This window comes from Sporosalibacterium faouarense (genome assembly GCF_016765695.1).
Taxonomy (GTDB): Bacteria; Bacillota; Clostridia; order Tissierellales; family VENL01; genus Sporosalibacterium; species Sporosalibacterium faouarense.
Genome location: NZ_JAETGO010000047.1, coordinates 34,354 through 56,249, shown reverse-complemented (window position 1 = coordinate 56,249; position 21,896 = coordinate 34,354). Strand labels below are relative to the sequence as shown.

Genomic DNA, 21,896 nt, shown 5'->3' with positions numbered 1-21,896 from the left:
CAGGTGGAGTAGAGTCTCCATCTGAAGCCCCGATGTTCTGCTTTAGCAGAACGAGTTCACTTACAGAATTATTTGAAGCACTATTAATAAAATTAAACCTGGAATTCCTAAAAAACCTACTATTACAGCATTAATGGGATTAATTCCTATAGAGAAATTTAGAAATCCCCCAATAAAGTTAACTATTATAAGGGCTATCCCACCAAGAATACCATTTATTATTAACTTTCCAATTATTTTTATTGGAACTATCAATATCCAACCTATAAAGTATAATAATATCAATCCAAAAACATATGCTAATATTACGCTTAATTCTATTCCCATTCCCATATTCCTCACCTCTATATTAAATAATATAAAGGTTCTATTAAAAATATGACTCTTTGTCTATTTTTTTATAAATCAATTTTTATATTGCTCTGCTTAGCCTGTTTTATGAGATATCTATATTTTGTTTTAGTAGCTTCAACTCTATATATTGCATAATCTATTAAATCTGGCTCAGTTGCATCTTGAAAAAAACTTTCCGCCTGTTGCCATTCATTATGAGCTTCTTTAATCATATTTACTAATTTATCCTTTTCGCTCTCTTTACTTGGAGTTACCTTTTCTTTAATACTGACTAAAAAGTTTAAAAAACCATTTTTTGATTCAAAGGATTGCTCTTGTTCCACCATTATTCTAGACATATATATACCCCCACATTTGTAATATTTTCCTATTTTTGATTATTGACAAATGTAGGGGATTTATACATAATATTTTTATTTTAAACAATCGTTGATTCTTTCTATTATTTGATTAGAAATATTATTTTTAGGTTCCTAAACTTCAAATTTAGCAATAATTTCTTGAAGATCTTGAGCCAAATTTGATAAACCCTCACTTGCGTTAGAAATTTCCACCATTGATGCAGATTGCTCTTCCATAGACGCTGAAGCCTGCTGAGTTGAAGCCGAGTTCTCCTGAGCAATAGCGGATAAGTTTTGTAGAGTATCCATTATTTCATCTTTTATTTTGTTCATTTCTCTTCCCGATACGTTTAGTTTTTTAACTGCATTTGTTGCTTCATCAATTGCCTCAGCTATGTTCATATATTTTTCTCTACTTAACTTAACACTTTCTTCTTGCTCTCTTAAAGTTAAAGATACTTTCTTCATTACTTCAACAGAAGCTTTCGAGTTCTTTTGTAACTCATTAACAACATCATCAATAGTTTTAGTAGATTCCGTAGATTGTTCTGCTAATTTTCTAATCTCTTCTGCTACCACTGCAAAGCCTTGACCTGACTCTCCTGCCCTTGCAGCCTCAATTGCAGCATTTAAGGCTAATAAATTAGTCTGCTCAGCTATGGAAGCAATGACTGTGCTGGCTTCTCCAATCTTATTAGCGCTATCATTGGTATTAATTATTCCAACATGTACCTCTTCTGTTGCCTTTTTATTTTCATCAGATATTTTTGTTAACTTTTCTATTTCCTCAAGACCTTCTTCAACAATAACAGATACCTTTTGCGATGCTTCATTTAGATTTCTCATGTGGGCTTGGTCATTTTCAACTGCTTGCCCTAGATATAAAGCTTTAGTAGATCCTTCCTCTGTACTTTTTGCTTGTTCTGACACACTAGATGCAATCTCTTCTACTGTTCTCGATACTTCTTCAATTGAAGTAGACGACTGTTGAGAAGTAGCAGTTAATTCTTCTGACGATGATGCCACTTGTTCTGATGAGTCGCTAATCCCCTTAATTATATCTCTAAAGCTATTGGTAATTGTCTGCAATGCTACAGACATCTTACCAACTTCATCTTTTTTCTTCAGAAGATTTTCTGGAACATTTTCTTTAATATTTAAATTAGCAATTTTTTCTGAATGCCTAATCATACTAATTATTGGCTTAGTTATTGAATTACCTATAAAATATGTAATAATAATACTAATTAATAGAGTAATAATGGTTAATTTTATAATATTTCTTTCTAGTACTGGTAATGCTGACAACACTTCTTTTTCATCAGCAGTAATTACTAAAAACCAATTAGTATCTTTTACCGGAGCATATCCTGCATATAAGTTTTTTCCTTGATAAGTATAATTACTAACTCCACTTTTTTCATTCAATATTTTTTTAAATAGTGTTGATGCGGTTTTTAAACTTTCATCCTTTTTTGCTTCTTCTATTGGATTGAATTGATTTAGAACCTTTTCTTTATCCTTATGGGAAATTACTGTACCACTATTATTAATCATGTATGCATAACCATTTTTTCCATAACTTATTTCATTAGTGATGCTACTCAATGCATCACCATCTTTACGCCCTACTAATACACCTACTACTCTTCCATTTTTCTTGATAGGAGCTGCATACATTACAACAGGCTCATTAGTTACTCTACTAATTAATAGTTCAGATATATTAGTAGTCCCTTCAAATGCCTTTTTTATATACTCCCTATCTCCTAAATCTGAAGTTTGCCCATCGTTATAGTAGGATTTGCCACCTGGATATACAATACCTAAAGCAAGGAAATTCGTATTTTTCAACTGTCTTTCTAATACAGGCTTCTGTAACTCCCAATCCATACTTTGTATATCTTCTATATTGGTTAACATACCTAGAGCTTGCTTCGTAGCTTCTATTTTACTTTCAATTGATTTTGTACCTTCGTTTACTAATGATTCTAGTCCTTCTTCTGCTTGTCCAACTATTGAATTATTAGCACTTATAAGTGATAAAATACTCAAAGAAAAGGATATTAACAGTATAAATATCCCAAAGTAGACAATAAGTTTTGTTTTTATACTCTTCATTTCAAATTCTCCTTCCATAAATTAGCATTGTAGATTTACATCAATTTTTTCTTTTAACTCATAGTCTTTGATTCTTAACCCTTAGGATCTATAGATAGCTAGTCTTTTATTATTTGAAATTTATATCTTTTACAAAAAATATAAAGCCCCTTATCTCTTAATCTCTAATAATAAGGGGCTCCCTAAGTATATCTGCAACCGGCTACCGTATCCTATGATGTAGGCCCTTGGCTTTGCGTCCTTACCTTTCGATAAGTTTGCCCTCTTATAAAATTCTATTACACAACTATCATAATATCTTATGTAGTGTACAGATGCAACAAATTTCTAAAATTTTTTACTTTTAACTTGTATTGAAACAGTTTTTATATGAGCCAATCCTAATAAAAGAATTTGTTTAAGGTCTAGCCCTTCGTTTACCTTTCTAATAAAAAGACTAGAAGATAGATGGGTTTCCATCTATCTTCTAGTCTCTTCTTATGCATTATTCCCTTTAAACATATTAGTTATAAAATTTAGTTTTAACTAATTATTTTGCAAATCTATTTAGCAATCCTTCTAAAATTCTTGCGTGTCTTGCTTCATCTTTAGCCGATTCATTGAAATAGTCCCTTGCTGACACTATCCCTAACTCTTCTGCCTTAATTGCTGCCTCTCTTTTTCCTTTATTGGCATTTGTTTCTCCATCTAGCATAACTCTAATATTTTCAAAAATATCCTCGGATATCATTCCATTTAACTGTGCAAACCTAGATGCATGCTCTATTTCCTCTATACCTATAGTTCTTAAAGCTTCAGCTATTTCAGGATATCCTTGTCTTTCAGCAAGCCTAGCCATGGCAAAATACATCCCCGCTTCAGCTGTTTCTCCTTTAAAGTTTTGCTTTACAATATTCTGTAATTCTGAGTCCTTAGTTTCACCTATTTTTTGTTCAATAACAAATTCTAAATTTTTCACAATAAACTCCTCCTTATATTTTATATGCTTTAACTTAACTAGTTTGATTAAAATATTCTTTAATTTTCATTCCAACCTCTGGATTTTCTTCACTTATAGCTAACAAGTACATCAGTACACTTCCCTCATACTCATGGGATTCACCTAGTATAGCTATCTCTAGTGCACTCCTAACTATATTGATGATACAATCTTCATCATGATAAGTCTTGCAGTTCCTACATTGCTTAAGTAAATTACCAATACTTTTTAATATAGTTTCTTCATCATAATTTTTTACATCATATAACGGTAATTCATCTAGTACTCCCTCTAAAAATTCTTCTCTACTCTTTAATGAATCAATTAGTTGTTTTTGAGAATATCCAATAAGACACTTTTCCCCTTGACAACTCTGACAGTAAGAATCCTTTAAGCAACAATTTGACAAGTCTTTGATTAACAAATCATAATTTATGTTACTCAGCTCCTCACCCCCTAATCTATAAAATTCTAATTTATGTCTCTTCGTAATTTGCAATGGTTTTATATTTGTTTTTATTTTATATTTGTAATGATTACAAATAATATTATAGTTTAACTTTTTCATTTTGTAAAGGGATTTTTTGGTTTTTTTTAATTAATCTTTTAGAAATAGTTAATAGAACAGCATTTAACTTGTTTTAACAGAATAAAAAAAACATGATTTTAAAGAATTAATTCTTTAAAATCATGTTTTTAGTAAAATTATATTTAGTATTTTATTATATCTTTTATATTTTAAACTTCATAATTATTGATTGTAAATCTTGTGCTAAATTTGAAAGCTCTTCACTTGCACTTGATATCTCTGTCATTGATGCATTTTGTTCTTCCATAGAAGCTGAAGTTTGCTGAGTAGATGCTGAGTTTTCTTCTGCTATAGCAGATAAGCTTTCTAATGTCACTACTATTTCTTCTTTCATCTTCTCCATTTCTTCTCCCGATATGTTTAATTTTCTAACAGTATTCTCAGTTTCATTTATTGCTTCTTCTATCAGTAAATATTTTTCTTTATTCAGATTAACGTGTTCTTCCTGAGCTCTTAATATTGTTGCTACCCTTTGCATTATTTCTACTGCTGATTTTGAATTGCTTTGAAGCTCATTAACTACTTCATCTATGGTCTGAGTCGAATTAGTAGATTGCTCTGCTAATTTTCTAATTTCATCTGCAACCACAGCAAAACCTTTTCCTGCTTCTCCTGCTCTTGCAGCTTCAATAGCTGCATTTAAAGCCAATAGATTTGTTTGTTCTGCTATTGAGGCTATAACAGTACTGGCTTGTCCAATTTTATTGGCACTATCATTTGTTCTAATGATTCCTTCTTGTACCTCACCAGTTGCTTTTCTGCTTTCAGCAGAAATTTCAATTAGTTTTTTTATTTCTTTTAGCCCTTCCTGTACAGCTGTTGATACTTTATTGGATGCTAAATTCATATCTTGTAAATAAACTTGTTCTTGTTCAATAGTTTTTCCTAACTCCACAGCCTTGAAGGATCCCTCCTCAGTACTCCTTGCTTGTTGGGTTGCGCCACTTGCTATTTCTTCAACTGTCTTAGTTACTTCTTCTATCGCTATCGCTGATTGTTGAGATGTCGCTGTTAATTGCTGAGATGAAGCTGCTACTTGCTCAGCTGACTGTATAATTTCCTTTATTATATTTCTAAAACTGCTATTAATAGTTTGTAATGCTTTTGCTAGCTTTCCAGTTTCATCTTTATATTGAATAAGTTCATTAGGAAAATCTTCTTTTAAATCTAATTCAGCCATTCTAGTTGAGTATCCTATTATACTTATAATTGGTTTTGTAATTGAATTACCTATAAAATATGCTATGACTACACCTATTATCAATACTATTATCGTCATAATAATTGTATTTCTCTGGAGTGATGGAATAGCAGATAGAACTTCTGTCTTATTATCATTAACAACTAAAATCCAATCAGTATTTTTAATTGGAGCATATCCAGCATAATATTCATCCCCTAGATATGAATATTCACTAACACCTTGTCCTTGTTCTAATATTTCTGTAAATAGCTTTGCAACAGACTCTAATTCTATATTACCCTCCGCTTCTTTAGTTGGAGTAGATTTGTTTAAAACTTTCTGTTTATCAGGATGAGCGATAACTGTCCCTTTACTATTTATGATATATGCATATCCCTTTTTACCATAAGACATTGAATTAGTAATTTCACTTAGCGCATTACCATCCCTACGTCCAATTAATACACCAACTATTTCTCCATTTCTTTTAATTGGAGTAGCAAAGATTAGAACAGGCTCATTGGTTACTCTACTGATTAATAAATCAGATATATTTGTTTTTCCCTGAAAAGCCTTTATAACATGTGCTCTATCACCTAAATCTGCAGTGGTTCCATCGTTAAAATATGTCATACCATTTGGAAAAGCAACCCCTAGTACTTGAAAACTCGTATATTCTAGTTCCCTATCTAATACTCGATCTTGAGTTTCCCAGTTCATACTTTGTATTCCTTCCATAGTCGCGATTAATTCCAAAACCTTTTCTTGAGTCTCAACTTTGCTTCCTGCCACATTAGCTCCTTCTTTAGCAAAGTTAAGAAGTCCTTTCTCTGATTCATTAATAATCGATTTACTAGCTTGTTTCAAAGATAATAACCCCAAAATGGAAGCTACTATTATTATTAATATACTAAAATATAATATCAGCTTACTCTTTACGCTTCTCATAACTACACCTCTCCTCTCATGATACTCAATTCCTTAAACTTATCTGTATAGATTGTTTTTTCTTTTTTAAATATGATATTAGTGACTCTATTATAGCTTGAATTTTATGACAGAGTTATTGATAAGAATATTAATATGATTCTATAAGTTCTGTGTATTTTGTTTTTTTAGGTCCTGTATTTTACCTTGCTAAAATTATACTTTATATTTGTAAATTTTCATCCTTCTTTTGTAAAGATTACATAAGTTTTTTTTCATATTCATTCCTAATATCTGCTAATATATCTTTTTAATAAAAAACATGCCTTAAAAACATCGTACGATGTTTTTAAGGCATGTTTTTGATAAATGTTTATATTAACTAAATTAGTTCAGCATTTTCATATATCTTTTTTACTCCTGACTCATTTGTAAGAAAGCATAAAACATGTGAAATTATGATTATCCCAGGAATATCTATAAATAATCTTGTTATGGCAAATTTTGCTCCCAAGGCCGAAAGTTCAAATAAAAACATAGGAATTTTTGTTGTAGACCATGCTCCTATAAATATTAAAATATTCCTAAATTTAACTCCTTTTTTCATAAACACTGCTGCAATAGGAAATGCGCCATACAACGGTCCTGCTGCCACAGATCCTAATAAAAAGGACAAGACAACTCCTTTTACACCTGATTTTTCTCCCATATATTTCATCATTGTTTCTTTTGGAACCCATACATCCAGTAGCCCTAAAAAAATGAAAATCGGTGGTACAATTAGAAGCATTTCCTTTAAACTATGTCCAGTAATCTTAATTGCTTTTATGCCTATCTCTTTATTGATTAAAAATATAACAACCATAGCAAAAATAGTAGTTATAGGAAATCTATATTGCTTTATTAAAGTCATATTCCACCAACCACCTTTCCAATAATATAAGCTACAATAAAACAAAATAAAAATGACAGAAAATTTCTTATAATAGTAATTCGTTTACCAAAATATTTTATTTCTACCGGTGCTGTTACAATACCTACCATCATTAAGGCAGATACAAATGCGCCTATTTGCATATACCCTGCTCCACTATTTAATAACATAGCTGATGTTGGAAATGCTACAAATCCAGGAATTAATGTAATTGCGCCGACGATAGCAGAAACTATTACACCTATCCATCCAGATTCATTACCTATTATCTTTGATATAAGTTCAGCATTAAAAACTGAAAGCAGTATTCCCACAAGTATTATTACTCCTAAAAACTGTGGCAAAATATTCTGAAATGCCTTATAAGCCTTCTTAATGACCATTCTTGTTTTGTTCTTATCTTTAAAATACGAAATTATTAATAGCATTGTAACTACTATATACATAACATAACTATTCATTTTTCAATCTCCTTAAATTTTCCGTATATTCATATATAAAAAGACATTTACTCTTTAGCAAGTGCCTCTCATTTCCTTGTAATTTCTAATTATTATCTCTCTGACAGCATTTATTTTTATTTGATTTACATGATGCTTTACATCTATCGGGTATATTTATATCTAACTTATATGCATTAATTGCTTCATCATTATTCAACTGTCCAATAAATTCTTCTATATCTAATAGTAACTTTTTTTGTAAATCATAATGGACATAATAACCGACCTTTCTTCCAATAATAATTCCTGCTTCTCTGAGAACTTTAATATGCTGTGATACTGCTGCTTCAGAAATGCTTAAGTAGTTTGCAATTCCTTTAGCACATATTCTTCTTCTAGAAAGTATTATTAATATTTTCAATCTTGTTTCATCAGCCAAGGCTTTAAACATCTGCACAATTTGATCCACAATTTACCCCTTTCTTTTAATTAAGTATTAACTTAATTAGATAATATAATACTTAATTATATTTGTCAACGCCCAGTTGTAATCCTAAAATAACGTTCTTCAAAAACATAGGATAAAATGGAGGAATAGTCATAAAAAAGAAGGAGAAATCATGGAATTAATTCCATGATTTCTCCTGACCTTTGAAAAACTTTATTTATTTTAAAAAAACTTTAGTTTTTAAAACACTCAATTGTAAAAATTATATTTCTCTTCTACCTTCAAGAGCTTTTGAAAGTGTAACCTCGTCGGCATATTCTAAATCTCCACCAACAGGTAATCCATAAGCAATTCTAGTAACCTTTATTCCCATTGGTTTTAATAACTTAGATATATACATGGCTGTAGCTTCACCTTCAATAGTAGAATTAGTTGCTAAGATAACTTCTTCTACAGTATCATGTTGTATTCTTTGGAGCAGTTCTTTTATTTTAATATCCTCAGGCCCTATGCCCTCCATAGGAGATATGCTTCCATGTAAAACATGATATAAGCCATTAAATTCCTTAGTTCTCTCCATAGCAACCATGTCTCTAGGATCTTCAATAACACAGATTACTTCCCTATTTCTTTTTTTGCTACTACAAATAATACAAGGATCTCTATCTGTTAGATTGCTACAAACACTACAATATCTTATGTTTTTCTTAGCACTTATGATCGAATTGGCTAAGCTATTTGCTTCTTCATTTTCCATATCTAAAACATGAAATGCTAGTCGTTGGGCTGTTTTCTTTCCAACTCCAGGAAGCTTAGAAAACTCTTCTATTAGCTTAGCTACTGGTATAGGAAAATATTCCATATATTCACATCCTTCACAAAAAGGAAACCTGTGAAGGTCTCCTTCTATTACAATTTAAGTAATTGCTAGAATAGTCCTGGTATGTTCATTCCTCCAGTTACTTTTTCCATTTCACCTGAAACCATTTCATCAGCTTTTCTTAAAGCTTCGTTAGTTGCAGCAAGAATAAGATCTTCTAACATTTCCACATCATCTGGGTCTACAGCTTCTGGATCAATTGTTATATCAATTACTTCTTTCTTACCATTAGCTTTAACTGTTATTACTCCTCCACCTGCACTTGCTTCTACTTCTTTTTCCTCTAATTCTTTTTGCATATCAGCCATTTTTTTCTGCATTTTTTGAACTTGCTTCATCATATTTCCCATGTTTCCCATTCCTTTAGGAAATCCACCTCTTGCCATAATATCATCCTCCTATATATTATTAGTTTTATATAAAATGTAATATTTTACTCCACTTCAACTAAATCTTCTCCAAATACTTCTTTAACCTTTTCAACTACTTTATCTGTTTTTTTTTCATCCTGTTTAATGTCTACTATATCACTATCCATTATGAACTTAACTTCTAAACCTGAATTAAAGAATTTATTCAATTTCTCTTGGACATATTCTTTATTCTGCTTTTTATCTACAGCATCTCTATGGAATCCAAACCCTTCATTAAATGATATTATAAAAGTATTACCTCTTACTTCAACAGGTTTACCCTCCATTAATAAAGCATGTATACTTATTCTTTCTTTCTTAATATCTCTCAACACCTCAGGCCACTCTTTAACTGCTTTTTCAGTAGTTATCTTGGCAGTACTTTTAAGATTGTCAGCACCTGATTCACTAATCATATTAGTCTCTTTCACATTTACATTGTTTCGTTCAATTTCAGTTTTATTATCCAAACTATTACCATTACTAGATGGTATGTTACTCTTTTTATTATAATTATTATCTTCTTTATTCTTTACACTAACTTTTCGCTTATTACTTTCATTATTACCTGTACTTATTTTTCCACTTCTTATCATTTCCTCTAACTCTTCTACCCTTGAGGATAGTTCTTCTAGCGATAAACCGGTAGCTTTGTTGCACAGCTTGATTATAGTTATCTCTAATACAATTCTTGGCTGAGATGACCATTTACTTTGATTTTCTGCTTCTGATAGTATTTTTATACACCTTAAAATACTAGCTAAGGTAGTACTAGAAGACTGCTCTTTAAGTTCCTCAATAAATTCTTTAGAACCTTCAATTATACTATCAATGTCATCTGTTGATTTTATTATCATAAGATTCCTAAAGTGAACAATCAAATCCTTAATAAATTGATTTATATCCTTTCCACTCTGCACTATATCGTCTACAATCCTAAGGGATTTATTAACATCTAAATTAATTATTCCATTAGCTATATCAAATATTATGGTATTATTTACTGTTCCTAATGTTGATATTATATCTTCATAGGTTATTTCTGATTCAGCAAAAGATATACATTGGTCTAATAAACTCAAAGCATCTCTCATAGCTCCATCTGCATTTCTTGCAATCAGATATAGACCTCTCTCATCTACTTTTATCTTTAATTGTTCACAAATATCCTGCATATGCTTAAGCATATCTTTAACACTTATTCGTCTAAAATCGTATCTTTGACACCTAGATTGAATTGTTGTAGGTAGTTTTTGTGGTTCAGTAGTTGCTAAAATAAACAACAAGTGTTTAGGGGGTTCTTCCAAAGTTTTTAATAAAGCATTAAATGCTCCTTTTGAAAGCATATGAACCTCATCTACTATATAAACCTTAAATCTACCTTTAGCTGGAGGATATTTTGCCTTTTCCCTTAGGTCTCTTATATCTTCCACACTATTGTTAGATGCTGCATCCATTTCTACTACATCCATTATACTGTCATCAAGTATACCTTTGCAAACCTCACATTCGTTGCAAGGGTTGCCATCAGTATTGTTAAGGCAGTTAACAGCCCTTGCAAATATTTTAGCAGCTGAGGTTTTTCCAGTTCCTCTAGTACCACAAAATAAATATGCATGGGCAATACTATCATTAGTAATTTGATTTTTCAATGTAGTAGTTACATGCTCTTGACCTATAAGCTCGTCAAAGTTTTTTGATCTAAATTTTCTATATAATGATTGGTATGCCATTTAATCACCTTCAAATTCATAAGTTCTCCATTTATAGCTATTTATCCATAGTACATATATTATAACAAATATAAGTGCATTCTACCAGAATTAATGCTTATATGTCCAAACTGAAAGAAACTTTGACCGATATACTGGCCTAAAAGGACCATCTATCATATATATACTTCTCTTTATATACAAAGTATTACCTAGAAAATTATTCGAATTAGAATTCTTTTGAAAACTTAATAGAAATTATCAAAACCCACAATAAAAATTGTGGGTTTTGTCATCAAGCTGTGAGCTATATATCAGCCTAACTTTTTATTTAGTATTATACGTAACTGCAACTTCCCTTATAAATTCTGCATTAACACTATATATTTTTTCCATTATACTGACGATATCAGGATGAAATTGCGTTCCACTATTACGTTCTAGTTCTTTAACAGCATCTCTAAAGCCCATTGGCTCTCTATATGACCTTCTAGATGTCATAGCATCAAAAGCATCAGCTACTCCAATTATACATGCTCCTAAAGGCAATTCATCTATATATTCATCATATGGATATCCATTTAAATCATATCTCTTATGATGATATTTTATGGAATTCATAATGAAATCTGAAAGATTTACATCCTTTAATATTTTACTTCCTATAGATGGATGCTTTGTTATTTCTTTATATTCTTCACCTGTTAAAGCTCCAGGCTTTGTTAATATATGATCCCTTACTCCAATCTTCCCAATGTCATGTAAGATTCCTGCAATTTCTATTTCATCTATTATATCTTTAGAAAACCCACCATATTCTGCAATCATAACAGCATATTTAGATACTCTTAGGGAGTGACCCTCCGTATATTTATCCTTAGCCTCTACGGCGGCAGCTAACGTTTTAATAGTCTTCATATAGCTATCCTTTAAATTTTGATATAAATAAATATTATCAATCTTCATAGTTATCTGACTAGATAGAGAAGATAATATATTTTGCTCACTTTCATCAAGAGTACTTATTGATGATACTATTAATACACCGAGCACCTTATCTCTGGCCTTTAATGGGAAAATAGTTGAATAATTTGCCTCCTTAGACTCTAATACTTTTTTATTAAAATGATTAATATGTTCTTCATCTGACACAGAAATACTAAAAACTTTTCCAGTTCTAACCGATTGTCCAATTATATCTTCATCAATATTGATATATTCTTCTGTAATCAGATGACATAACTCTCCTGCACACGCCGTTAGTTTTAGTTGTTTTTCATCTTTAATTAGCCTTATTGTGCACAAAGGAACATCCAACATTTTAGTAATACTTTCAACTATATCTTTTCCTAGTAAATCTATATCCATAACTAAGTTTAGTATACTGCCTATGTTATTTATAGTTGAAAGCTCTTTGTTTCTCTTTAATATTTCTTTTTCCATCAGCATACGTTTAGTAACATCTCTTGTTACTCCTTGAATCGCAACTACTTTACCATCTTCAAAAATCCTATTTGTGTTTAACTCCGCAATTATATTTTCATTATATTTAGATTTGAGAGTTATTATCTTATTTCTTAAGTCTACTCTTTGTATTCTTTCAACTTCTCTAGAGCTTAATATACCATCTTCATTGATATCTAACCGCCTTATATCCTTACCGATAACTTCTTTTGGTTTGTATTTTAACATTTTGTGAACATGATCATTAACATATAATAATCTATAGTCTAAATCTATAACCCAAACAAGGTCATGCATATTTTCAATAAGTGTTCTATGCTTTGCCTCAGATTCATTTAATTGAATTGTAGTTGCTTGAAGCTGTTCATACGAGGCCTCAAGCTCTGTATTCATTTCTTGAAGTTGATTGTTGTTTGTGGCAAGCTCTTCAGTTGTATTAATTAGCTTTCTATATGTTTCCTTAAAGTTTGCAGCCATAATATTAAAGGCATTAGATAGTTTACCAAACTCATCATTTCTATCAATTTTAATCCTATAGTCATAGTTTCCTTTTTGAATTTCTTGAGTCCCAAGCTGTAATTTTTCTAAAGATTTTGACAAGAGCTTGGAAAAAAATATCGATAGTAAAATTATTAAAATTACTGAAATAAGAATAGTTATTATTACAAAGGTTTTTAGATTTGTTAAACCGGAAAATAGTATATTTTTATCTACCAGTGAAACCAATTTCAAATCTAAAGAATTAATCTTACTATATACCCCAAAATATTCATTTTTTAATTTAACTGTTGTGTTTCCAACTTTATCACTTGACATAGTGTTTAAAAGCTTTTTTGCTTCTTCACTATTACTATAATAAAATTCACCTTCATCATTATCTATATCAAAAATATCTGTTCCATCTATAATTAATATTTCATTTCTAGAGTTAACTATGTATGTAGTAGCCTCAGGATGAATCTTAGTTATCTTAAATTTATCCATCAGATACTTAAATTTTATGTCAGCTCCTATTATGCCATCAATACTTCCTTCTTTATCCTTTACCGGCATGGAAACACTAACAACTCTTTCACCTGTTAATAAATCATTATATGGCTGAGTCCAAGCTATATCATCTGTTAAATATGCATTTATAAACCAATCTCTTAGCCTAGTATCCTCCGGTATGTCTGCTAACTTAGAATTGTATTGAGTTCCATCTATCATAGTAATATAAATATTAATAAATCCATCTTCTGAATTAATATGAGATTTAAGATAACTGCTAACCTGAGTAAACGCATCAGGTTGATTCATCATATCCTGCAATAGGGGATAATTTCTAGAAATAGATTTTAAAATTTGCTCCTTATCTCTAAACCAAAGTTCAATATTTTCCATTTCATAGTTCATTCCATCCATCTTCACTTGGACGCTTTCATTAGCTACTTGATTTCTAATTCTGTAATTAACACTAATACCAATAATTACGATGGGTATCATTGCAATTAAAATAAAACCGATAATCAACTTAATCCGATATGAATTAAAGAATCTCCCCACCTCCTCACCTTATGTCACATAGCTTATTTTGTCTTTTTAATTAATATTGAAATTGCTATAGGCTTACTGCAATAACTGTAACAATATGCCAATTAGCTAATCCTAATTGGCATATTCCCTTATTTTATATGTAGTTTATATAATTCTATAAAGTTTACTAAACTCCTTCTTTTTTGTACGACTATACAAGTTCATTGTAAATATTTGTCTTTTTATGTCTTTTTTTGAATTATTTTTATGCACTAAAAAAAGCCACCGTAACTTTTTTAAGCTACTGTGACTTTTTTTAGTCGTGCACCTAGAATCGACATACAAATACCAGCGTTACCCAAGCAGTTAACTCAGATCAGGCACCCCTGCGGCACACGAGAGTGTCCACTTACCGCTGCTTCCTTCCGGACCTGACGGAGTTCATGGATTCCCGTTGCGCAGGACCCAGTCTTCAACGCCACTTACCTAGGGCAGACCTAACATTGGCAGGCCTCAACCAGGACTTCAACCCTGCTATAGCGGATTGCAGGTTACAGGGCACCGCTACCTCCCCATCTAGCACGACAAACTTTTTGATGGCGGAGAGAGGGGGATTTGAACCCCCGAGACGGTTATAGCCGTCTACCCGCTTTCCAGGCGAGCGCCTTCAGCCAGACTCAGCCATCTCTCCAAACTTGTTTTTTAAAAAGATATTTTATTGCTAACAGATTTATATTATAACTAAATATAGATAATATGTCAACTATATACTACTTGTAATTTATGTAATTCATGCCAAAATTATAAGGAAACTGTGAACTAATACTCCATTGACCCCGTATAAGTGGGGTCTTGGAGTAGATATCTATATAATAAAAATTAATGATATCATATCATTTTCTTTATGTTTCTTTATATTTATATTGATCCATGAATTGATTTTTTTATATGATACCAATTTACTTAGATTTACTAAAAATATTTGAAATTACTTTTATTATTTCTCCAGCTGCCTTTATGTATGAACTGATATTTTTACTACCTTCATTAATAGTAACCACTGTATCATTAACACCTTTGCTCACCGTGCTAACTGTACCTTCTACCATGTCTATGCTTTCTCTGATATCGTCACTTATTTCAGTAACATTATCAAGTATTATAGGTAATGAATCCCCTACTTCCTTTACTTTCTCGTCCACATTTTTTGATATGCTTTCAACATTATTTGTTATATTAGGTAATGTTGATATAGAGCGTTGAAGAGCATCTTCATTTTTTTCAATTACCCTATTTATATTTTTCATAGTTGTAATTAAGTTCTTTAGAGCAATGATTAAGTATATTCCAAAAACCCCTAAAATAGAAAACAGGACAAAAATTCCTATTTCTTGAAGTGTAAAAGTATTTGCCATAATCCTTATCCCCCTTAATTTGTTTTTTTGTAAAAAGCATATATTTAAATTTCAAATATGTTTTTGATACTTTTCAATATGTAACTTCCTAACTTAAGAATTTCCTATTCTTCTTCCGAATCATTTTTTTCTGACTTTAGTTTATCCTTAACTTTATTAATGGTATGAGTCAAATCTATTTCCATACCTTCCTGATTGTTTCTAAAGCCTTCAGTAGATTCTTTTACATTCCCTTTAATCTTATTAGCAGATTCTTTTATTGTATTAATTGAACCTTTTGTGGTTTCTTTTAAGTCATTTCTAATTTCTTTTCCTGATTTAGGTGCTAATAATACTCCTGCTATAGCTCCAATAAAAGCGCCAATAGTAAGACCTGTAGCTACCTTTTTTCCAGTATTTCTTCTCTTCTTTTTCTCAATTATTTCCTTCTTCTCTTTTAACATATTCTTAATAGCCATTAAAAACCCTCCTCTATCATCTATTCAACTAATTAATCTTCCTTATTGTGTAAATACCCTTTTCTTCATGATTTTATTCTTTTTTTTACTTAACTCCATTTTTTCTATACTATATACAAAAATTGGATATTACTTTTGCAAATCCTCTTTTTATTTTTCTTTTAATTTAAATCCTTTTTGAATTTCCTTAACTACTATCTCATCGGCAGTATTATAGTTTTCTGTTTCCTTGAAAGTACGCATAAAGAAGTCATATAAATTATCGATAAGTTTTAATTCTTCTTCTGATAAATTGTCTTGTTCTTTTATTTCACTCTTGGCTTCCTTATATGCTTCATTATATATATGAAATGGAATAGTTCCAATCTCTATAGGCATAAACATAAATCTGTAATTACAATTTAACCTAAATTTTTTCATAAAATTAAATAAAATCTCCCTCTCTGTCATAAAAAACTCCTCCTATATAATTTATATATTATTATTAGCATAGTCAATAATAATAATAATTTTAATCATATATTTTCCATTTTTATTTTCAAAAAAGTAAAAGAGAGTAGGATTTATGGGGGGACCTACTCTCTTTAATAATAAAGTTTTGCTTGGGGAGTTTTAGTATAATTCAATATACTCTTGTTAAGGGGCTGAAATCTTAATGCTCCTAAACTTACAAGAATATATTATCATATTTTGTCGTATTTTGTCTAGTGGTTTTTTTATATATCTACTTTTTCCTTAGCTTCAAATGGAACTTTTTACAGAAAATGTAATAAAAATGCTTTCCCTGTAGCAACCAATTTTACCGTTTGCTACAGGGAAAGCATGCCATATTTAGTCTTTCTAATCAGTTATATTTTATTATTTCTCCATCCCATTTATATTCCTTATGATTTACTAATTTGTTTTACTTTCTTTAGCCTAAAGAAATCTTCCCTTTCCTTTTCTTCTAAAGTTTCTTCAATAAATTTTATTTGTTCACCATATTTTGGTATTTGGATTTTCTCTAGAGCATTAGCTCTTTTTTGAGTTTTCTTAATTTCCATGGCGAGCTTAAAGACTGATGTTTCAACTTCTGCTAATTCATATACTAAATGTTTAACTTCCTTAAATTTAGACACTGCAATGTCTAGAACTGGATTGCTTCTAAAAAAACCATATTGTGTATTTATTCCATTTTTCGAGTATTTAACATTAGGAATTTCTACACCCATAATACTATTTAACAATATATCATGCTCTTCTTCCTTCATTATAGATAGGGCGATTTCCTCCACGCTATTTATACCCATAGTCATATTTACTAGTTGCAGGGCCTCATAAGCATCTTCAAATATATTTGTAATTTTCTTTTGAATTTCCTTTGCTTTGTCTATAAGCTGCATCATTTCCCTAATTAAAACTGTCCTTTTTTTGTCTAACAAATCAAATCCTTTTTTTGAAAATTCCAAAGAGTTTTTTGCCTTTATTAAATTTGCTTTTGTTGGAGCTACCTTTAAGCCCATAAAAAACTTCCTTTCATTTCTCTCAATTAGATTGATTCCTTTATATTTTATAAAATTTAAATATGAATCTCTATTTATTGATTAATTTACTTTAATTTTTTAAGATACTTATCTATAAGTTTTGGATCAATCCTATCCAATTCTTCAACAGGTAGTACTTTCAGAATATCCCATGCAAGGTCAAGAGTTTCTTCGATGCTTCTATTCTCATTGAAGCCCTGACCTATAAATCTATCTTCAAAGTCTCTGCCAAAATCCATATATTTTCTATCTGTTTCCGATAAATCATCCTCACCAATTATCTGAGATAAAGCCCTAACTTCTTGCACCTTTGAATATGATGAGAATAATTGATTAGATACATCAGGATGATCCTCCCTTGTATAGTCCCCGCCTATGCCATCTTTCATTAACCTAGATAAAGAAGGTAATATGTTTACTGGTGGAACAATATGCTTTTGGTTAAGTTCTCTTCCTAATACTATTTGTCCCTCTGTTATATATCCAGTTAAATCAGGAACAGGGTGAGTTATATCATCATTAGGCATAGTAAGTATAGGCAATAATGTGATTGACCCCTTCCTATTTTTAAGCATTCCTGCCCTTTCATATAGAGAAGCTAAATCCGAGTACAGATATCCTGGATATCCTTTTCTACTAGGAACCTCCTCCCTAGCAGATGAAACTTCTCTTAATGCTTCACAATAGCTAGTTATGTCAGTCATTATAACAAGAATATGCATATCTTCTTCAAAAGCTAAATATTCGGCTGCCGTTAGAGCACATCTAGGTGTTGTTAATCTTTCAGCAATAGGATCATCAGCATAATTGATATACATTACAACTCTATTAATGGCGTCGGACTCCTCAAAGCTTTTTCTAAAATAATCTGCGTCATCATGCTTTACACCAATAGCTGCAAAAACTACTGCAAACTCTTCATTTGAATCGGCACTAATCTTTGCTTGTTTTACTATTTGTGCAGCTAATTCATTATGAGGTAACCCATTACCTGAGAAAATAGGTAACTTTTGTCCTCTTATTAATGTAGTAAGACCATCAATAGATGAAACCCCCGTTTGTATGTAGTTTCTTGGATACTTTCTAGCTACAGGATTGATAGGTCGCCCATTAATATTAAAAATTTTACTGCTGAATATCTCTCCTCCACCATCTATAGGCTCACCAATTCCATTAAAAGACCTTCCTAATATTTCCTTAGATAAATGAAGCTCAAAAGGCTTTCCTGTAAAGCTTACAGAACTATTATTAACAGATATCCCCGAGGTGCTTTCAAATACTTGAACAACAACTCTATCATTATCTATTTTAATTACCTTTCCCTTTTTTCTTTTATCTTCTCCCTTTACTTTTATATCTATAACTTCTCCATAGGATACATTCTCAATATCTGATAATTCAATTAAAGGACCTTCTATTCTATCGAGTTTTAAATATTCTTTTTTCATCTTATCACTTCCCTAATCATCTGAATACTTTCTTTCAAGTCCATTATAGAACTCATCTATTCTACTATTTAGATTTTCTAATCCTTGAAGGTCATCGTTCGGTATGTTATATTTCATCTTAATAATATCATTAAATAATTCTTCATCTTTAATCTGTGATATTGGTATACCTTTTTTTACAGCACTATAGCTCCTATCATATAAATGCTCTATAGTCTTTAACATTTGGAACTGCTTTTCAATTGGAACATAAGTGTCCTCTTTATGAAATGCATTTTGCTGTAAAAATCCTATTTTCATAACTTTTGCAATTTCAAGAATCAGTCTCTGGTCATCAGGAAGTACGTCCTCCCCAACTAACATAACAATTTCTTGAAGCTTATTTTCTTCATAAAGGATCTCTAGCATCTTTGCCCTTACATCTGGTACATTTTCAGAAACACTTTCTTTATACCAATTATCTAAGACCTTTACATATCCACTATAACTATTAAGCCAATTAATTGCAGGATAGTGTCTAGCATAGGCCAACTCTCTGTCTAGAGCTAAAAATACATTTACAAACCTCTTGGTATTCTCTGTCACAGGCTCTGAAAAATCTCCGCCTGGGGGAGAAACTGCTCCTATTATAGTAACAGACCCATCATTATCATTTAAAGTCTTTACATAACCTGCTCTTTCATAGAATTCGGCAAGTCTTGATGGCAAATATGCTGGATACCCTTCCTCAGCTGGCATCTCTTCTAATCTACCAGAGATTTCTCTTAAAGCTTCTGCCCATCTTGATGTAGAGTCTGCCATTATTGCAACATGATATCCCATATCTCTAAAGTACTCTGCCATCGTTATTCCAGTATAAATACTGGCTTCCCTTGCTGCAACAGGCATATTGGACGTATTAGCGATAAGAATAGTTCTTTCCATTATAGGTTTATCGGTTTTTGGATCTATCAGTTCGGGAAAGTCTTCTAGAACCTCTGTCATTTCATTTCCTCTTTCTCCGCAACCAACATATACTATAATATCAGCGTCTGACCATTTAGCCAGCTGATGCTGTGTCATGGTTTTCCCAGTACCAAATCCACCAGGAATTGCTGCTGTCCCACCCTTAGCTATTGGAAAAAATATATCTAATACCCTTTGTCCTGTAGCTAATAACTTACTTATAGGCATTCGTTCATCTACTGGTCTAGGTTCTCTTACTGGCCATTCTTGATACATTTTTAATTCATACTTTTCTCCATTTTTATCTTGTACAATAACTAAACTCTCTTCAACAGTATAATTTCCATTCTCTTTTACTTCAATTATTTCACCTTCCACATTTGCAGGAACCATAAGCTTGTGCACAATCAAAGAAGTTTCTTGAACTTCTCCAAAGATTAAGCCTGGTGTTACTCTATCTCCTCTTTTTACAAATATATCTACTTCCCATTCTTTTTCTGTATCAATTGATATCAATCCTATACCTTCTGCAATAAAATTTTCTGACATAGAATTCATTCTTTTAAGAGGTCGCTCTATTCCATCAAACATATTTCCTATCATTCCAGGACCAAGCTTTAAAGACAAGGGCTTACCTGTAGAAACAATTTCTTCTCCAATCTTAAGTCCTTCTGTCTCTTCGTAGACTTGAACAGTTCCTATATCTCCCTCAATAGAAATAACCTCACCTATAAGTCTTTTATTGCCTACTGTTACCATTTCTCTCATTTTATAGTCAGACATATTACTGCCTTGAATAACTGGTCCATTTATCATTGTAATTATACCTTGAGAATTATTCATTTTCATCACCTGATTCTTCTAAAGATTCATAGAGCATCTGTCCAATTAATTCTTTATTATCTTCTATTCTCGTTTTAATGGTATGATCTATGCGTATGTCCTTATCATGGTCTATAATTATAAATCCTCCTATGATATCTTCCTCAATTGGAATTATATCTATTTCATTGGAGCTTAAATCTCTTTTTTCTATCAATTTATATATTTTGTCTCTAAATCTATTAACATCTTTCTCAGTAACATATATGGAAAGATGTGTATCCTTTTTCATATTAGAAAATATATCTGATAATCCATATATTAAAAAGGCTTCATATTCATTATTTTCAATAAACCTTCTTCCTCTGTTTTTAATTTCACAAACAAGATCCGCTAGCATTCTTTTTTTCTCATTTAGAATTTTGTTTCTTGCTTCTAAACTGGCTTTAGATGTCATTTCATTTTTTTTAGTTTTAGCTTCTTTAACTTTTTTCTCTATTAATAAATTACACTTTTTAGATATTTCCTTTTTATGATTTTCAATTATTCTTTGATTTTCTTCTCTCATATTTTTTAGCTTCTCGTCAGCTTCCTTTTGTTCTTTCTCAAAAATCATCTTAGAAAAAGTATTGAGTTTTTCTTCTATAGTAATCATTATCTAACACCTCAAATCTTAATTCCTACAGACTCACTAATATATTTTGTAATCGAAAGCCCTTCTTCCCCAAATCCGTGGCGATCAGGGATTACTACGATTAATGGAAATGTTCGTTTTAACTTAATCTCCATAATCTCATCATGGGCCTTTGACATAATATTTTTTGTTATGATAATTATTCCAATTTCTTTATTTTTTAAGGCTTCATTTAATTCAGCTAGAATATCTTTCCTCTCATGGACTACAACACCTGTAATACCTGCTAGCCTCATACCAACTTGAGTATCTCTATTATCGCTAATTAAAAATGACTTCATAATATCA

22 protein-coding genes, 1 tRNA gene, 1 other RNA gene and 1 riboswitch are annotated in these 21,896 nt (G+C 31.0%); all 24 genes read right to left on the bottom strand.

Going from position 1 to position 21,896, the window contains the following annotated elements; translation table 11 throughout:
- Positions 1 to 60: 60 nt before the first annotated feature.
- Positions 61 to 327, bottom strand: a complete 267-nt coding sequence (locus JMO20_RS09885; protein WP_202709457.1) for a pro-sigmaK processing inhibitor BofA family protein — start codon at positions 325 to 327, stop codon at positions 61 to 63.
- 71 nt (positions 328 to 398) lie between these two features.
- Positions 399 to 692: a YaaL family protein gene (locus tag JMO20_RS09880; RefSeq protein ID WP_202709456.1), complete on the bottom strand. Its 294-nt coding sequence runs from the start codon at positions 690 to 692 to the stop codon at positions 399 to 401.
- Between the two features lie 135 nt (positions 693 to 827).
- The gene (locus JMO20_RS09875) at positions 828 to 2,816 is read right to left on the bottom strand and encodes a methyl-accepting chemotaxis protein (protein ID WP_202709461.1); all 1,989 of its coding nucleotides are present in this window, start codon (positions 2,814 to 2,816) and stop codon (positions 828 to 830) included.
- 190 nt (positions 2,817 to 3,006) lie between these two features.
- Positions 3,007 to 3,088: riboswitch (cyclic di-GMP riboswitch) on the bottom strand.
- Between the two features lie 55 nt (positions 3,089 to 3,143).
- A complete protein-coding gene (locus tag JMO20_RS20355; RefSeq protein ID WP_279380096.1) occupies positions 3,144 to 3,275 on the bottom strand; it encodes a hypothetical protein in 132 nt (43 codons plus the stop codon).
- 70 nt (positions 3,276 to 3,345) lie between these two features.
- Complete coding sequence (locus tag JMO20_RS09870) at positions 3,346 to 3,774, bottom strand: ferritin family protein (RefSeq protein WP_202709454.1); 429 nt, start codon at positions 3,772 to 3,774, stop codon at positions 3,346 to 3,348.
- A 34-nt stretch (positions 3,775 to 3,808) separates the two neighbouring features.
- The gene (locus JMO20_RS09865; RefSeq protein ID WP_243414703.1) at positions 3,809 to 4,219 is read right to left on the bottom strand and encodes a hypothetical protein; all 411 of its coding nucleotides are present in this window, start codon (positions 4,217 to 4,219) and stop codon (positions 3,809 to 3,811) included.
- 307 nt (positions 4,220 to 4,526) lie between these two features.
- Complete coding sequence (locus JMO20_RS09860; RefSeq protein WP_202709453.1) at positions 4,527 to 6,515, bottom strand: methyl-accepting chemotaxis protein; 1,989 nt, start codon at positions 6,513 to 6,515, stop codon at positions 4,527 to 4,529.
- Positions 6,516 to 6,876: 361 nt separating this feature from the next.
- A complete protein-coding gene (locus tag JMO20_RS09855; RefSeq protein ID WP_202709451.1) occupies positions 6,877 to 7,407 on the bottom strand; it encodes a permease in 531 nt (176 codons plus the stop codon).
- On the bottom strand, positions 7,404 to 7,889 hold the full coding sequence (locus JMO20_RS09850; protein ID WP_202709449.1) for a permease: 486 nt from the start codon (positions 7,887 to 7,889) through the stop codon (positions 7,404 to 7,406). The genes JMO20_RS09855 and JMO20_RS09850 overlap by 4 nt, the downstream gene beginning before the upstream one ends.
- 85 nt (positions 7,890 to 7,974) lie before the next feature.
- The gene (locus JMO20_RS09845; protein WP_202709447.1) at positions 7,975 to 8,340 is read right to left on the bottom strand and encodes a metalloregulator ArsR/SmtB family transcription factor; all 366 of its coding nucleotides are present in this window, start codon (positions 8,338 to 8,340) and stop codon (positions 7,975 to 7,977) included.
- A 241-nt stretch (positions 8,341 to 8,581) separates the two neighbouring features.
- Positions 8,582 to 9,181 carry a recombination mediator RecR gene (gene recR, locus JMO20_RS09840; protein ID WP_202709445.1) on the bottom strand — a complete coding sequence of 200 codons (600 nt, stop codon included), beginning with the start codon at positions 9,179 to 9,181 and terminating at the stop codon, positions 8,582 to 8,584.
- A gap of 65 nt (positions 9,182 to 9,246) precedes the next feature.
- Positions 9,247 to 9,585, bottom strand: coding sequence for a YbaB/EbfC family nucleoid-associated protein (locus tag JMO20_RS09835; protein WP_202709444.1), 339 nt, complete (start codon positions 9,583 to 9,585; stop codon positions 9,247 to 9,249).
- Positions 9,586 to 9,632: 47 nt separating this feature from the next.
- Positions 9,633 to 11,345, bottom strand: coding sequence for a DNA polymerase III subunit gamma/tau (gene dnaX, locus JMO20_RS09830; protein ID WP_202709442.1), 1,713 nt, complete (start codon positions 11,343 to 11,345; stop codon positions 9,633 to 9,635).
- A gap of 306 nt (positions 11,346 to 11,651) precedes the next feature.
- Complete coding sequence (locus JMO20_RS09825; RefSeq protein WP_202709440.1) at positions 11,652 to 14,300, bottom strand: cache domain-containing protein; 2,649 nt, start codon at positions 14,298 to 14,300, stop codon at positions 11,652 to 11,654.
- A 323-nt stretch (positions 14,301 to 14,623) separates the two neighbouring features.
- Positions 14,624 to 14,888: signal recognition particle sRNA large type (ffs, locus tag JMO20_RS09820), an RNA gene on the bottom strand.
- Positions 14,889 to 14,900: 12 nt separating this feature from the next.
- Positions 14,901 to 14,994: transfer RNA gene (locus tag JMO20_RS09815), tRNA-Ser, on the bottom strand.
- 268 nt (positions 14,995 to 15,262) lie between these two features.
- A complete protein-coding gene (locus tag JMO20_RS09810; RefSeq protein WP_202709438.1) occupies positions 15,263 to 15,718 on the bottom strand; it encodes a hypothetical protein in 456 nt (151 codons plus the stop codon).
- A gap of 104 nt (positions 15,719 to 15,822) precedes the next feature.
- A complete protein-coding gene (locus tag JMO20_RS09805) occupies positions 15,823 to 16,176 on the bottom strand; it encodes a YtxH domain-containing protein (RefSeq protein WP_202709437.1) in 354 nt (117 codons plus the stop codon).
- Positions 16,177 to 16,326: 150 nt separating this feature from the next.
- Complete coding sequence (locus tag JMO20_RS09800; RefSeq protein ID WP_202709435.1) at positions 16,327 to 16,626, bottom strand: hypothetical protein; 300 nt, start codon at positions 16,624 to 16,626, stop codon at positions 16,327 to 16,329.
- Between the two features lie 434 nt (positions 16,627 to 17,060).
- Positions 17,061 to 17,678 (bottom strand): V-type ATP synthase subunit D, encoded by a 618-nt coding sequence (locus JMO20_RS09795; protein WP_202709433.1) that lies wholly within the window; start codon positions 17,676 to 17,678, stop codon positions 17,061 to 17,063.
- An 86-nt stretch (positions 17,679 to 17,764) separates the two neighbouring features.
- Positions 17,765 to 19,147: a V-type ATP synthase subunit B gene (locus JMO20_RS09790; RefSeq protein ID WP_202709432.1), complete on the bottom strand. Its 1,383-nt coding sequence runs from the start codon at positions 19,145 to 19,147 to the stop codon at positions 17,765 to 17,767.
- Positions 19,148 to 19,159: 12 nt separating this feature from the next.
- Positions 19,160 to 20,935, bottom strand: a complete 1,776-nt coding sequence (locus JMO20_RS09785; RefSeq protein WP_202709459.1) for a V-type ATP synthase subunit A — start codon at positions 20,933 to 20,935, stop codon at positions 19,160 to 19,162.
- Positions 20,928 to 21,569, bottom strand: a complete 642-nt coding sequence (locus tag JMO20_RS09780) for a V-type ATP synthase subunit E family protein (RefSeq protein ID WP_202709430.1) — start codon at positions 21,567 to 21,569, stop codon at positions 20,928 to 20,930. Before JMO20_RS09780 ends, JMO20_RS09785 begins: the two co-directional genes overlap by 8 nt.
- A gap of 11 nt (positions 21,570 to 21,580) precedes the next feature.
- Positions 21,581 to 21,889, bottom strand: coding sequence for a V-type ATP synthase subunit F (locus JMO20_RS09775; protein WP_202709428.1), 309 nt, complete (start codon positions 21,887 to 21,889; stop codon positions 21,581 to 21,583).
- Positions 21,890 to 21,896 lie beyond the last annotated feature (7 nt).